This window comes from Allomuricauda sp. XS_ASV26, assembly GCF_041224615.1.
Lineage (GTDB): Bacteria > Bacteroidota > Bacteroidia > Flavobacteriales > Flavobacteriaceae > Flagellimonas > Flagellimonas alginolytica.
On the sequence record NZ_JBGFGK010000026.1, the window covers coordinates 161,102 to 176,098 of the forward strand.

Here is a 14,997-nt window from a genome sequence, read left to right on the forward strand (position 1 = left end):
AAGTGCAAATATCTACAATGTTAACGCAAAGTTATGCTATTTTATCATTAATGCTATGTTAAGTGTGTTGCCATGTTAATATAGCATAGAAAGTGGAAAAAATGGTGGTATTCCACTGTTCCAATCCGACATACATTTGTACTGTAATCTTAAAAAAGCGATGTGTTATGAAAACAGTAAAGAACCTAATAGTAGCAACGGCCTTGTTGATCAGTGCAATCGGGATGGCCAACACAGCAACAGCCGATTTCGGTAAAAAAGTAGTAAAAAGATACGAGGTAGAGAAAAACTTGGTAAAAGTCAACTTGGACCCAGTATTCATCAAAAAAGGTCAAAAGGTAATGATGAACCTTTTGAACATATCTCAGGGTAAAGTACTTCTTAAAGTATACGATAGCAAGAATAGATTGGTCTTTGACGAGGCTATCGACGGAAAAGTAGTAGTGGAAAAAGCTTTCAACTTCGAGCAGGCATTCGAAGGTGAATATACCATAGTTGTAGTGGACAAATTTGGAACCTACAAGGAAACTATGGAAGTAAGATAGTTTGTTTAGTTAATTTTTATGTGCATGGGGGGTCGGGAGACCCCCTTTTTTTATGCCCACTTTTTTAGTTTTTCCCTCTTGCTCTTTGGGATAGCTTCATTCTGCAAGGCTAATCGCAATACATGGCTATCCTTGGTTTTGGCATATAGAAGTTTATAAAATTCCTGCACGGTCAATGGAGTTTCGGATGCATTTGACAACTCCATGGAATCACCTGTTTTTACAGTTCCATTCTCCAGAACACGCACATAGGTCCCAGGAAATCCGTGATCTATAAATTGTTTGATCATGTTCTGGTCCTTAAAACGTATGCCTAGTTTATAACAGGGCTCCCTAGGTTGTGTAATTTGAACCAATGCAGTACCGAGCCGGTATATGCTTCCGATTCTAATTTGGGATTCATTCAAACCTTGAATGGTCAAATTTTCTCCGAACATACCCCAATTCCATTCTAAATCGGGATATTTCTCCTTCCAGTATGCGTAATGGTCAGCAGAAAAAAGGTAGGCAGCCTTGTAGATGCCGCCATGGTGCTTTCGGTCTATCACCGAATCGCCCTTTACATCTGTGCTCTCCAATAAAATGGGTTGGTCCACGGGAAATTTGTAAATGCCAGTGGTGGTTTCTTTACCGTTCCAAACTATTTTGGTAGGGTTTCCGAGATTGGTGGATATTATTTTCATAAGGGCAAGTTATAAAAAACCACCGCTTGTGGCGGTGGTCTTTTACCTCTTTTTAAAAGAGATGGTTTTAGTCCTTCTTTTCCAATTTTTTGGTCATGTTAAAACCTACCATAAGGCCAACGCCCGCCAAAAGGAATATGGTTCCCGGATAAGCGACCTCATCTTCCACCCCTAAATTATAGTGAAGAATGGAAGCAACAAAAATGGCAACCCCGATACCCATTAATAATAAAGAAAGGTTTAGAATGATGATTTTCCAGAACGGAGCGGCGCCTTCCCGTCTTCCTTTCATAAAAATACTGGCGTCGGCACCTTTTTCGATTAAGGCCAAGCGTTCTTTGTTCCTTGTTGAAAAAAAGAGGTAGGCAATGGCAAAAATTACTCCAAAAATGATTGGTAAAATGATTACTTCAGATCCCATAACTATTCGTTTTAATGATTATTCATAATTTGTTTGTTCATAACCTATGACGACGGTTTTCTGAGTAAGGTTACATTTTTTTATAAATTTTATTTTCTGTGTAACCTTAACAATGGTTTAATCGTCCAATGAGCAATGCTGACCAACAAGGAAAAAGAACTGATCTCGAAAATTTGCATGGGAAATTCCCGTGCATTCTCGGATTTTGTGGATAGTTATAAGGATTTGGTGTTTACATTGTGCATAAGAATGTTGACCAATAGGGAGGAGGCCGAAGAGGTTTCGCAAGACGTATTTATCAAGGTGTACCGATCTTTGCCCAATTTTAAAGGGGGGTCTAAACTTTCCACATGGGTGTATAGGATTGCATATAACTCATGCCTGGATAAGATGAAACAAAATAAAAAGGCAAGACTGCACGACGATTTAGAACAATTGGATCAAATTGCCTATGCAGAAATCGATACGGCCCTAGATAGTATGATAAGGGAGGAAAAAAAGAGATTTATAGATCAATGCCTGTTACAGCTATCCTCGGAAGATGCTGGAGTCCTTACTTTGTTCTATCTTGAGGAGAAGAATCTACAAGAAATGGAAAAAACTACAAATCTTCCCTCAAATACACTAAAAGTAAGGTTGTTCAGGGCCCGGAAAAGACTGGCTGCGATCATGGAAAAAAGTATGAACAAAGAAATTTTGCAGAGCAATGGATAAGGAAGAAAATAAAAAACTGGAAGCTTTAATGGATAAATTCATGGCAGAGGCACCAATCGAATCGCCTTCTGCGGATTTTACCAAAAATGTACTGCGGCAAATAGAGGCGGAATCCCCAAAAGAGGTTTTTAAGTACCAACCGATTTTATCCGGAAGAGTTTTATCCTTCGGGTTTATTGCATTTGTTGCACTTTTGGCTTATTTAGGCACACAGTTAGGACCGAGCGGTGGCCAAGGCTGGTTCAAAAACATCAATATGGATGCTTGGTTCCATATGGACTGGCAATGGATGAGCGGTTATTCTTTTCCCAAAACCATGGTGTATGCATTTTTGTTCCTAGGATTATTGTTCTTTGCTCAGGTACCTTGGCTAAAAAAACACTTGGGCGGTAATAGTTATTAGAGATACGCATAAAAATACGCCCAGTACATTAAAAAGAACTGTAGCGGTATTCTAAGGATCAATATCCATTTTGGAATGCCCGCCGATGCTTTTTCGCCCGAGAGCATATAAAAGTGTACGGATAGAAAAACGCCCAACATTAAAATAATACCAAAGGAACTCAGTTTTCGGGTGGCATCAAAACAAACGCCAATGCCCAATAAAATTTCCACCAACCCGCTCAAGTACACCAAAAGCTTATGTTTTGGCAAATACATGGGCATTATCCGCATATAGATTTTGGGTTTTATAAAATGCATTGCGCCTGCAAAAACATACATTCCGGCCATTGCATAGAGGTGCCAAGGAATCATAACATTTAGTTTTTAAAGTACCAAAACGGTAAGATAGCATCCGATACCGTTACAATAGAATCTTTTTCCTTCCGTTTTCGCCTCAAACGAATAAGATGTTTCCCTTCTTTCAGTTGAGAGATTTTGAGGTAGGTTTCAAAACCCAGGATATCGTTCATTGCAGTAGTTATTATAAAATCCTCGTCCATATCAAGGGTGTCGATTCGGAAGGAATACATCTCGTTAAAGGTTTTTAAATATTTTTTTCGAATACTGTCCTTTTGACGGAGGCTCGTGATCTCGTCGCTCCAGTTTGAATTGACTTTTATACTACTGGAAAGTCCTCTGCGGTCTTCTTTGGGAGTCAAAGAATCGTTGAAGGCAAATACACGATTTTCCAAATTTTCCGAAAAAGGAACAAAAACTTGGAGATAGGGTTGGGAAATTACTTTTGAAGGAATCACCATGCGTCCGGGGAAATCTCCTTCCTCTGTCATCATGTCCCAATAATTATCTTTTTTGGCAAACATGCTGGATGATCGCTGTTCTTTGTCCAGATAGTTGGATTGACGGTATTCCAAACTGGTCAGCATCAAAATGGCAATATAGATCGGGGTCAGGAGCAAGGTCAGTTTTTTTCCAAAGCGGTTATCCAAAAAATTATAGACCAATGGCCGATAAAGAAACGAAAGGGTGAGAAAACTAAAAACCCAATATATAGGGAAATATATACGAGAGACCCATTTCCTTTTTTTTAACCAACCTTGTGTAATAAAGTCGATAAAGGTCAGGAACATTCCAAAAATGATGAACAAAATCAATATACCCCCTATTATACTGGCGGCGGCTTCGGGCAAAACATCGCTCTCGAGAATATAGTTGGCCACCAATATGATCGACAGGATGATCATGGTCATGGCGAGCACATAAAAAATCAACAGAAACGAAATGGCGAACAATACACTACAGTAATTTTCCAGATTGGCGATGTAGCGATCAAAAGAAATTATGCGCTTTTTTAAATATTTGGTAAAGCGTTCGGAATAGCGGAGCCGCTCGAACTCAATATCTCCAGAAACATAACGAAGACCGAGCGCACCGATCCATAAACCTCTTAAAACAACGTGGAGCAATAGGTTGAACAGCAGAATGGAACAGGCAATGTTAAGGATAAAGTAAACCACGAAACGGTAGATCTGGTCTTCGTTTTGTGCATTAATCATTTCTATACGAAGCGGTTCGTAGGCGGTAAAGAGCCCAAAAATGGCAAAACCGGAAATGATGAGTTCCAATTCCCAACTCTGTTGTTGAAGGGAATCCAATAATTTTCTAAAAGTTGGACTGTTGTAATCGTTGTTGCCCACGGTGTAATTGGTTTGCCCTCTCAAGATAGTCATAAAATACAAAAACCGCTCATTTAGAGCGGTTTTCACGATCAATAGGATTTTTATGTCTATTTGATCATATCGTAGCTACGGGAAATAAACTTGGTAAGTTCCTCTCCCTTTAAGAGTCCTTTGGACAATTTTGCCAAGTCCAGGGACTGATTGATCAATCTTTCCCGCTTTTTTGCTGTTTTGGTATTCAGTATTTCGCCCACCAATTCGTGGTTGGTGTTTACGATCAGGTTGTACATATCCGGCATGTTGCCCATACCGAACATTCCTCCGCCCCCGGTTTGCTGCATCTCCTTCATTCGGCGCATAAATTCTGGCTCGGTAATAATAAAAGGTGAAGCACTGCTTTCCATGGCCTCCAATTGAATTGTATAGCCCTTATCGGAAATTACTTTTTCCAAATCAGCCTTTAGGCTGTCTTTTTCCTCATCGGACAATTTGGATATGGTCGTATCTTCTTTTTTGATGAGGTTGTCTATATGATCCGAATCCACTCGCACAAAGGATAGATTCTCTTTGGAGGTCTCCAATTTCTGCATCAAATGGGGGACAATGGGCGAATCCAGTAGGAGCACTTCGTAACCTTTTGCCTTGGCGGCTTCTATATAACTGTGCTGCGCTTCTTTATCGGAAGTGTAGAGTACCACCAATTTATCGTCCTTGTCGGTCTGGTTGTCCTTGATTTTGGCTTCCAGCTCTTCAAAAGTATGGTAATCCCCATCAATGGTTGGATAGAGCGCAAATTTGTCCGCTTTCTCAAAAAACTTGTCTTCCGAAAGCATACCGTATTCTATCACTACTTTAATGTCGTTCCATTTTTGCTCGAAGTCCTCTCGATTATTCTTAAAGAGCGAGCTTAATTTATCCGCAACTTTTCTGGTGATGTAAGAGGATATCTTTTTAACCGCACCATCCGCCTGTAAGTAGGACCTAGACACGTTCAATGGAATATCCGGGGAGTCGATGACACCTTTCAACATGGTCAGAAACTCAGGAACAATACCTTCTACGTTATCCGTTACGAACACTTGGTTCTGGTACAGTTGGATTTTATCCTTTTGGATACTGAGGTCGTTGGTCAACTTTGGGAAACATAAAATACCTGTTAAGTTGAACGGATAATCCACGTTGAGGTGGATGTGGAACAAAGGTTCCTCGAACTGCATCGGGTATAGCTCCCTGTAAAAGTTTTTGTAATCCTCGTCCTTTAAATCCGAAGGTTGCTTGGTCCAGGCCGGATTTGGGTTGTTGATGATGTTGTCCACCTCTTGGGTTGGAGCTGGATCTTCTTCTTTTGCATCTTCAGGTTTGGGAAGCGTCTCGGTTTTTGTTCCGAATTTGATCGGAATGGGCATAAACTTATTATACTTTACCAAAAGCTCCCTTATTCTGGTATCCTCCAAAAATTCGGTGGAATCTTCGGCGATATGCAGTATGATCTCTGTTCCTCGCTCTGTTTTGTCGCTAGGTTCAAGGGAGAATTCGGGAGAGCCGTCGCAGCTCCAATGCACCGCTGGCTCATCCTTATGGCTCTTGGTAAGGATTTCCACTTTTTCCGCAACCATAAAAGCGGAGTAAAATCCAAGGCCAAAGTGCCCAATGATCCCGGCATCCTTGCTCGCATCTTTATACTTGTCCAAAAACTCTTCTGCACCGGAAAAAGCTACTTCGTTAATGTACTTTTTCACTTCATCCTCCGTCATCCCGATACCTTGGTCTATAATATGGATTCGTTTATTGTCCTTGTCGACTTTTACCTCGATCATAGGGTTGCCGTATTCCACCTTGGCCTCTCCAATGGATGTGAGGTGCTTTAGTTTTAAGGTCGCATCTGTAGCGTTGGAAATAAGTTCCCTTAAGAAAATCTCGTGATCACTGTATAGGAATTTTTTGATCAAGGGAAAAATGTTCTCTACTGAAACATTGATTTTACCTGTTGCCATCGTTTTGTTGTTTTAGTCTTTTTATTGCTGACTGGTCAAAAAAAATACCAGAATCATAAATATGACAAACTGACATTTGGACGAAAAAAATGACCTGATATCATTTTTAACAAAATTTTGTTTATTTAATTATAAAAATCATTAAACAAAAAATGTATCTTTACATTGTTATGGGAAAATTGCTATGAAAAAGCACTACTATAACAAGTTTGTTTATTTATTGGTTAGGTTGTGAAAATGCACTTTCGCTCGAAAGTGCATTTTCTTTAAAAATTCAATTTTATCACCTGCCAATAACATTTTATACAGAACCTTTTAAAAACATACCAAAATGGCAAATACATCAAAATCCAAAATAACCGAGGATAAGATAATCGGCTTGTTCATGGAGTCCGTATTGGAGCAGGAAAAAATACCTGGCTCGGTTTATAAATTCTGTAAGGAGAACAAAATTAAGGAGGATGAGTTCTATGGCTTTTTTGGTTCTTTGGATACCCTGCAAAAAACCATATGGAACAAGTTTTTCGACAATAGTTTTGAATTGATCCAAAAAAATAAGGAATATCCGGGAATGACGAACGAGGAAAAGATGCTTACTTTCTTCTACACCTTTTTCGAGAATTTGACACTTAATAGAAGTTATGTTCTCTTTATGATGAAGGAGCACAAGCATTCCATGGAGGGATTAAGTCAGTTAAAGGGGCTTCGTAAACGTTTTAAGGATTTTGCATCTACTTTGATCGAAGAAAGAAATGAGGAGAAAAATCTAAAAATCTTAAAATTTAATGCGCCATTGTTTTCGGAGGGTGCTTGGCTGCAATTTTTGTTCATTTTAAAATTTTGGGCGGAAGATGGTTCTCCCGGACTGGAGAAAACAGATATTGCCATTGAAAAGTCGGTGACCACTATTTTTCAGATTTTCGAGAACACATCACTGGAAAAAATCGTAGATCTAGGAAAATTTCTTTATAAAGAAAAATTCGTGTAACGCCTATGAAAACACTCGATACCATCCCGACCGGGAAAATAGAACGTGCCGGGAAACTCGTAAAAACGGGCGTAAAAATAGGGGGCAACTACGTAAAGTATTACGGCAAAAAACTGGTGGATCCCCAAACCTCACGGGATACTTTGAACCAAGATAATGCCGAAGATATTTACGATGGCCTAAAAAGCTTAAAGGGGAGTGCCCTAAAAGTGGCGCAAATGTTGAGCATGGAAAAAAACCTATTGCCAAGGGCCTATGTGGAAAAGTTTTCCCTGTCACAATTTTCCGTACCACCTTTGTCCGCTCCTTTGGTGCGAAAGACATTCAAAAAATATTTGGATAAATATCCGGAACAGATTTTTGACGAATTTGAAAAGGATTCCGTAAACGCAGCAAGTATTGGTCAGGTGCACCGTGCCAAAAAAGATGGAAAACAATTGGCCGTTAAGATCCAATACCCGGGCGTGGCCGAAAGTATCAGCAGCGATTTGGCATTGGTAAAACCGGTGGCCATTAAAATGTTCAACTTAAAAGGAAAGGATTCTGAAAAATATTTTAAAGAAGTAGAGCATAAACTAAAGGAAGAAACCGATTATATATTGGAACTCGAGCAAAGTCGTGAAATTACTTCCGAATGTGCCGTGATCCCGAATATGCAGTTTCCAAAGTACTACCGAAATCTTTCCAGTGAACGTATCTTGACCATGGATTGGATGGAGGGCGTGCATTTGGGAGAGTTTACCCAAAAGGATTTCAATGCCGAACTGGGCAATACTTTGGGTCAGGCACTATGGGATTTTTATATGTTCCAGATTCACAAATTAAAGCGGGTACACGCTGATCCCCATCCGGGAAATTTTTTGGTGAGTGATGAAGGTAAATTGATCGCAATCGACTTTGGTTGCATTAAACAAATCCCGGATGAATTTTATGTGCCTTATTTCGAATTGGCCAAACCCGAAAATATAAATAACGATGAGGTTTTTATGGAGAAACTCTATGAGCTCGAAATCCTGACACCTACCGATTCGGAAGAGGAGCTCCGGTTTTTTACGGCCTTGTTCAAAGAAATGTTGACGATTTTTACATCACCTTTCCATAAGGAAACCTTTGATTTTGGTGATGAAGATTTCTGGACCAAAATTGCAAATTTGAGCGAGCGTTATTCCAAAGACGAACAGATTCGCAAAATGAACGGAAACAGAGGTTCCAAACACTTTTTGTACATCAACCGTACATTTTTTGGCCTTTATAACCTCTTGCACGACCTAAAAGCCAAGGTTGAGGTAAATGCTTACAGAGAGTTCTTGGGTTGATTTCTTGGTTAGGAAAGAAAAATCCCGTTCCAATTTTTTTGGAACGGGATTTTTTTTATGCCTAAATACGTAATAGATTACTTTTTTTGCTTCACATATTTTTCCAACCATTGGTCTTGTTCCCAAAGCATGTGCAAAATACTTTCCTTGCCCCGGTATCCATGACTCTCTTTTGGCAACATCACCAATCTAACGGTGGCGCCCAAACCTTTAAGAGCGTTGAAATAGCGCTCACTTTGCATAGGGTATGTACCGGAATTATTGTCCGCCTGCCCGTGGATCAAAAGTAAAGGGGTTTTCATTTTTTCTGCATGCATAAATGGAGACATGGTGTAATAGACCTCCGGTGCTTCCCAATAATTTCTTTCCTCACTTTGAAAACCAAACGGTGTCAAAGTTCTATTGTAGGCGCCGCTTCGGGCGATACCTGCAGCAAATAGGTCCGAATGGGATAGTAAGTTGGCCACCATAAAGGCTCCATAACTGTGCCCGCCCACTGCAATACGTTCGCGATCAATGTACCCCAAATTATCTACCGCATCAATGGCCGCTTTGGCGTTGGCCACTAGTTGGCTTCTAAAGCTGTCGTTGGGCTGTTCGTCACCCTCACCGATAATGGGAAAGGCCGCTCCATCCAATACAACGTAACCTTTGGTTACCCAATAAATGGGTGATCCCCAAAATGGGTATGTAAACTCGTTGGGGTTCGAGGTATTTTGTGAAGCACTGTTCTTGTCCTTGTATTCCCTTGGATATGCCCATAAGATCATTGGCATTTTTTCTTTTTTCTCCATGTCGTATCCAACAGGAAGGTATAGGGTTCCGGAAAGTTCCAATCCGTCATCTCTCTTATAGGTTATTACCTCTTTGTGTACGTTTTGAATGCTTTTGTACGGATTATCAAAATCTGTCAACTGCACGGGTCCTTTTCTTTTTATCAAACTTTTGTAATAGTAATTCGGGTACTCGCTGGCAGATTCAATACGCACTAAAAGTTGGTCTTTTTTAGGGTCATACTCAATCAAGTTCTCAAGTTTGCCTTCTAGCTTTGAGGTGTACAGTCTGGTTTTTTTAAGGGTTTTTAAATCCATTTTTTCTACAAAGGGGAACTGGCCCTCTTCGGTATACCCATCTCCGATCAGAAAGGCATTGTTGTTTTTGTCCAAGGACAGTACCCAACTGCCGTTTTCGTTTCTTTTGGTAACAAAACTTCCGGGGTCGCTATATACATCTTGATAGTTTCTATCTTCAATAATTTGAGCTCCTTTTTCTGGGTTGGAGGGGTCAAAAACATAGGTTTTTGTGTTTCTGTTGTTCCACCAACGGTCGTGAGCGATTGCCAAATTGTCGTTGCCCCATTGTATGTAGCTAAACCTGTTTTTGGTTTTTAAAATGGACCTGCCCTCACCATTAAATGGTGCTTCGAGTTCAAAGACTTCATCGCGGAAGGGTACTTCGTTTTCAGGATCACCGCCATCCAAGGCCTCTACATAGGTAATGGTTGCCGGTTTGTCGTTTCTCCATCTTATGTTTCGCATGCCGGTTCTGGTTGCCATAAAACCTTTGGGAAGATCTTCTATAAGTGGAACTTGCAACAAAGTTTTAACCATACCGCCATCGTTCGTATAAACAGTGGTCGTGTTCGGAAATCTATAATAGGGCACTAAATAGGAGAAGGGCTTGTCCAAGGTTACCGTCATCACATATTCCCCATCGGGCGAAAAACTGATACTTGTATATAGATTGGCATCTTTCCACTTGGTCTTACTGCCGTCCATGTTCACCTTATAAAGTTCTGAACGGGCCAATTGTTCAAAATTGAACTCGTCGTTCGGGTTTTTTAAAAGGTCTTGATAGGTTCTGTTCTGTGCCTTTTTTCCATCATTGGTGGAAATGGTTGGTCCTTCCGGAACGGCTTCGTCCACATTGATCAATGGTTTTCTGTCGGAGGGCAACATTTTTACCAAAATGGACTCTCCATCCTTGAACCAATTGATGATATCCCGCATATTGGCATTCACGTTGGTATCCGTTATCGATTTGGCAGAGGCTGATTTTAAATCCAGTACCATAACCTCCACTCCTTCTGGGGTAGTGTTTGTAAATGCTATTTTAGATTGATCTGGAGACCAATTAAAATTGGCCAATCGCGGATTTTCCGACAGACCGGTTACTTGCACGCCATCTTTATCACCAATTTCTTTTACCAAGATATTATTATAATAATTGGTGCGGCTTCCGATATTGGTCTTAGGATTGATCCGTAGACCCGCAAGTCTTAGTTCGGTTTCCGATAATTCTGCAATTGTTTTGTAATAATCCCTGTAGAGCAATACCATATACTTGCCATTGTCCGAGATGAGTACACTGGGAGCCAATGGGGCGTTTACAAGTTCTAAAATTTCTTCTGACGGTTTCTGATAAGTGAGTTTTTCCTGAGCTTGGGCCAAACTTATGGCGAAAGCAGCCAAGAATAACCAAACGTAATTTTTCATTATCTTGTTTTAAGTTTTATGAGTGAATTTTTAGCGATTTTTAAAAGTACAACTTTTAAAAAGTTTTATTTTGCCGACTTCTTGAAAATTTGGCATGTATATTTGCTAATTTTCAAATTCTAACTATCTTTTTATTCAAAACAGTATACATGTACAATTCCAAGATTGCTGGACTAGGTTTTTACGTCCCTGAAAATGTGGTCACCAACGATGATCTGTCCAAAGTAATGGACACGAATGATGAATGGATCCAAGAGCGTACCGGGATAAAGGAAAGACGCCACGTGATCAAAGGTACCGATACCACTACTTCTATGGGGGTCAAAGCAGCCGAAAAGGCGATTGAGCGTGCCGGTATAGACAAGAACGATATTGATTTTATTGTATTTGCCACATTGAGTCCTGATTATTATTTTCCCGGACCTGGAGTGTTGGTTCAGCGAGACCTGGGGCTAAAAACAGTGGGCGCTTTGGATGTACGCAACCAATGTTCGGGTTTTGTTTACGGAATCTCCGTGGCAGACCAATATATTAAAAGTGGCATGTACAAAAATGTACTTGTAATTGGTTCCGAACTGCATTCGCATGGGTTGGATATGACCACAAGGGGCAGGGGAGTGTCCGTAATTTTTGGAGATGGTGCCGGTGCTGCCGTGCTTACCCGGGAAGAGGATACCTCCAAAGGTATCTTATCCACCCACTTACATTCCGAAGGTCAACATGCCGAAGAGCTTTCCTTGATCGCCCCTGGCATGGGCAAACGTTGGGTTACCGATATTATCGAAGATGCCGATTCCGAGGATACTTCATATTTTCCTTATATGAACGGCCAGTTTGTGTTTAAAAATGCCGTGGTTCGATTCAGTGAAGTGATCATGGAAGGATTACAAACGAATGATTTAAAACCAGAGGATATCGATATGCTGATTCCGCATCAGGCCAATTTGCGCATCTCACAATTCATACAAAAGAAATTTGGTCTAAAAGATGATCAGGTGTTCAACAACATCATGAAATATGGAAATACTACCGCAGCATCCATTCCCATTGCCTTGACAGAGGCTTGGGAGGAAGGAAAAATCAAAGAAGGAGATGTAGTGGTGTTGGCCGCTTTTGGCAGTGGTTTTACGTGGGGGAGTGCCATAATTCGGTGGTAACCCCTTTTTAAACTAAAAGTTAAAACCCCGATCACCAGGATCGGGGTTTTTTATTGATGCTCTCACAAGATAGATAACCAACCAACACTCGAATATGGAGCATCAATATGTTTATAGGATTCCACCGCTACCTTGCTTAGTGTTGTCGTCTCTTCTTTTACGTTGCTTGGCACGATACTTTCCACTTCCAAAACGATAGGAGAGTCCAACGTAAACATTATTGCTTTCCCAGTTAAAACCGCCTTCTTGGGCATATGGAAAATCTCCATCAAAAGCAAACCGCATGGTATTGAAAATGTCGTTGTAATTAAAGCTAAGGGTGCCTTTGCCCTCGGCAAAGCTGTAGCGAGCTCCCAAGTTCACAAAGTACATGGGTTCTGCATCGAACTGTATACTTTTGTTTCTTCCACGGTAGAAACCAAAGGCTTGTAGCGTTAGCTTTTTTGTTACCGTAAAGCTATTGTTCATCCGTAGGTTCCATGCCGTATTGTCAACCTCCACCCGTTGTTCCACGATGTCCTGCTCGCTAGGTGTTGGCCCGGTAGCGTTCAAGGTTTCTGTTATTCCTCTTTGCGTTTGCGAAAAAAGGTCGAAACTACCATTTATATTCCACCATTTAGTGGGGCGATAATTGGTGGAAAGTTCAATTCCGTAGGCCGAGGTTTTATCAAAATTATCGAAAGTCAGAATGGTTTTGTTCAAATCCAAGCGATCTATGTACACGGCTCTGTTGATTTCGTCGGTAATACTTCGATAAAAGACTCCGCCTGTAACACTACCGTTCTTTATTCTTTTGGTATAATTGGCTTCGTAGGAACTGGTGAACTGCGGTTCCAAATTTGGATTTCCGAAGGAAGATATCAGGGGCGTGGCAAATTCCCTGATCGGATTAACTTGTTGTAGGCCTGGACGATCTACCCTTCTGCTATAGCTTACTTGGAGCTGGTCTTTTTCGTTGGTCTTGTACGTAACAAATGCCGAGGGATAGATTTCCGTGTACTTATCGGTAAAGGCTCGTACCGTATTGGTATCCGCTTTTACCTGAACATCTTCTAGGCGAACACCCACTTGATAGGACCAACGCTCGTAAGATTGGCCAAAAGTGGCATATGCGGAATAAATATCCATGTCGTAAATAAACTTTGTGGAGGGGGTGGGTACCAAATTACCATTGCTATTGAACGATTGCCCGGTAGAGGAGTAGTCCACTTCGGTCTCAAAGTTTCTGGATTCGAGGCCAAGTTCGAGCTTGGAAATGCTGTCCAAAGGATTAACGTAATCCAAGTTTGCCGTAGTCTGCGTTCTCTCCGTATCCACAAAATCCATATAATTTGGATAGGTAGATGCGCCGGTTGAGCTAAAATCCGCATCTTGTTCGCTTTCGAACTGGTTGTGGTCTATTTCCAGTTCAATGTTGTGCCCCTCTTTGTTAAAATCAAGTTTGTAATCAAAATTGTACTGTTCACTTCGGTTATTGGAATCGTCCAGGAACAATTGGTTCACGTTGCGAGATGGGTCGTTAAAATAGGATACCTCCGTACTTCCGGTTCCTTCGCCCTCAAAAATATTTTGGTTGGTGAAAAAGGAGATGGTGTTTTTATCATTCAGGTAAAAATCCACTCCCAATTTGTAAAGGTGTGATTTGTTGTTGTTGAAAAAATCAAACTCTTGTAGTGAGTTTTCCTCGGTACGAAGAATGCTTCCATCGTTTACCCATTTGCCAATGTTATTTCCGTAGTTTCCGTACAAATTGAATTTTCCGTTGCGATAGTTCATATCTATGGAGCTATTGAACTTGGCTTCGATACCCTTGGTAAGACCTAAATTTACATTACCGTTAAAACCGATATTTGCATTTTTGTGCAGTACAATATTAATGATACCGCTCATGCCCTCAGGATTGTATTTGGCGGACGGATTGGTGATCAATTCTATGGATTTAATGGCAGTGGAGGGAATCTGTCTTAGCAATTGCGCCACTGGTATGTTGGACAATTTACCATCTACCATTACCCGTACATTGGAATTTCCCCTTAGGCTAATGTCACCAGTTTGGGAATCCACGTTCACAGAGGGTATGTTGTTCATAATATCGGAAGCGGTTGCACCTGCAGTTGTCAGATCTTTACCAACATTAATAACTTTTCGGTCTACGCGCTGTTCTATGGTGGTCCGTTCGGCCACCAGTTCCACGCCTTCCAGCTCTTTGGTTTCTTCAATAAGGATTACAGTGCCTATATTGAGGTTTCGTTTTCCTTTCGCAATTACCAGTTTTTGGGAATAGGTTTTATATCCAATAAATTGAACTTCGAAAAGGAAAGTGCCATCGGGGAGTTTATCTATTTCAAAAGTTCCGTTTTCGGTGGTGATGCTACCGGTTATGGTCTGGCTGCCATCTTCGGATTTGATTACCACGGCCGCATAAGCGACAGGTTGTTTGGATAGTTCATCGACAACGGTTCCATTAATGGAACCCAAGGCGCTGCCAGGGTCGTTTGCAGATAAAGTTTTAGGGAGTGCCATGCACAGAAAAAGTGCAAAAAGAAAGCTCACATTTTTCATGAGTAGTTCGTTTTTTGATTGATGATTAGATTGATTGATGA

The 14,997-nt window shown here is 40.8% G+C and carries 13 protein-coding genes; 6 read left to right on the forward strand and 7 right to left on the reverse strand.

The window, feature by feature from the left end:
- Positions 1 to 167: 167 nt before the first annotated feature.
- On the forward strand, positions 168 to 545 hold the full coding sequence (locus AB9K32_RS01215; RefSeq protein WP_224837770.1) for a hypothetical protein: 378 nt from the start codon (positions 168 to 170) through the stop codon (positions 543 to 545).
- A gap of 50 nt (positions 546 to 595) precedes the next feature.
- Here AB9K32_RS01215 and AB9K32_RS01220 read toward each other — a convergent pair whose 3' ends face one another.
- Positions 596 to 1,228: an MOSC domain-containing protein gene (locus AB9K32_RS01220; RefSeq protein WP_369884119.1), complete on the reverse strand. Its 633-nt coding sequence runs from the start codon at positions 1,226 to 1,228 to the stop codon at positions 596 to 598.
- 67 nt (positions 1,229 to 1,295) lie between these two features.
- Positions 1,296 to 1,649, reverse strand: a complete 354-nt coding sequence (locus tag AB9K32_RS01225; RefSeq protein ID WP_224837768.1) for a DUF6249 domain-containing protein — start codon at positions 1,647 to 1,649, stop codon at positions 1,296 to 1,298.
- Between the two features lie 135 nt (positions 1,650 to 1,784).
- On the opposite strand from AB9K32_RS01225, the gene AB9K32_RS01230 reads away from it, so the two are divergent.
- Both AB9K32_RS01230 and AB9K32_RS01235 read left to right on the forward strand, forming a co-directional pair.
- Positions 1,785 to 2,363 (forward strand): RNA polymerase sigma factor, encoded by a 579-nt coding sequence (locus AB9K32_RS01230; protein ID WP_369884120.1) that lies wholly within the window; start codon positions 1,785 to 1,787, stop codon positions 2,361 to 2,363.
- Entirely contained in the window at positions 2,356 to 2,766 is a 411-nt protein-coding gene (locus tag AB9K32_RS01235) for a hypothetical protein (RefSeq protein ID WP_224837766.1), read from the forward strand. The genes AB9K32_RS01230 and AB9K32_RS01235 overlap by 8 nt, the downstream gene beginning before the upstream one ends.
- Here AB9K32_RS01235 and AB9K32_RS01240 read toward each other — a convergent pair.
- From AB9K32_RS01240 to htpG, 3 genes are read right to left on the reverse strand one after another with little or no spacing between them, the layout of a single operon-like run.
- Positions 2,763 to 3,119 (reverse strand): hypothetical protein, encoded by a 357-nt coding sequence (locus AB9K32_RS01240; protein WP_252080209.1) that lies wholly within the window; start codon positions 3,117 to 3,119, stop codon positions 2,763 to 2,765. The two genes, AB9K32_RS01235 and AB9K32_RS01240, sit on opposite strands and share 4 nt — an antisense overlap.
- 5 nt (positions 3,120 to 3,124) lie before the next feature.
- Entirely contained in the window at positions 3,125 to 4,531 is a 1,407-nt protein-coding gene (locus AB9K32_RS01245; RefSeq protein WP_369884121.1) for a hypothetical protein, read from the reverse strand.
- A gap of 20 nt (positions 4,532 to 4,551) precedes the next feature.
- Positions 4,552 to 6,438 (reverse strand): molecular chaperone HtpG, encoded by a 1,887-nt coding sequence (gene htpG / locus AB9K32_RS01250; RefSeq protein ID WP_369884122.1) that lies wholly within the window; start codon positions 6,436 to 6,438, stop codon positions 4,552 to 4,554.
- Between the two features lie 331 nt (positions 6,439 to 6,769).
- Here htpG and AB9K32_RS01255 point away from each other — a divergent pair, with 331 nt between their 5' ends.
- A complete protein-coding gene (locus AB9K32_RS01255) occupies positions 6,770 to 7,426 on the forward strand; it encodes a TetR family transcriptional regulator C-terminal domain-containing protein (RefSeq protein ID WP_224837762.1) in 657 nt (218 codons plus the stop codon).
- 5 nt (positions 7,427 to 7,431) lie between these two features.
- A complete protein-coding gene (locus tag AB9K32_RS01260) occupies positions 7,432 to 8,742 on the forward strand; it encodes an AarF/ABC1/UbiB kinase family protein (RefSeq protein ID WP_224837761.1) in 1,311 nt (436 codons plus the stop codon).
- A 77-nt stretch (positions 8,743 to 8,819) separates the two neighbouring features.
- Here AB9K32_RS01260 and AB9K32_RS01265 read toward each other — a convergent pair whose 3' ends face one another.
- Complete coding sequence (locus tag AB9K32_RS01265) at positions 8,820 to 11,237, reverse strand: prolyl oligopeptidase family serine peptidase (protein ID WP_252080199.1); 2,418 nt, start codon at positions 11,235 to 11,237, stop codon at positions 8,820 to 8,822.
- A 149-nt stretch (positions 11,238 to 11,386) separates the two neighbouring features.
- On the opposite strand from AB9K32_RS01265, the gene AB9K32_RS01270 reads away from it, so the two are divergent.
- Positions 11,387 to 12,394, forward strand: coding sequence for a 3-oxoacyl-ACP synthase III family protein (locus tag AB9K32_RS01270; RefSeq protein WP_224837759.1), 1,008 nt, complete (start codon positions 11,387 to 11,389; stop codon positions 12,392 to 12,394).
- Positions 12,395 to 12,505: 111 nt separating this feature from the next.
- Here AB9K32_RS01270 and AB9K32_RS01275 read toward each other — a convergent pair whose 3' ends face one another.
- On the reverse strand, positions 12,506 to 14,956 hold the full coding sequence (locus AB9K32_RS01275; protein WP_224837758.1) for a TonB-dependent receptor domain-containing protein: 2,451 nt from the start codon (positions 14,954 to 14,956) through the stop codon (positions 12,506 to 12,508).
- Positions 14,957 to 14,997: the final 41 nt, after the last annotated feature.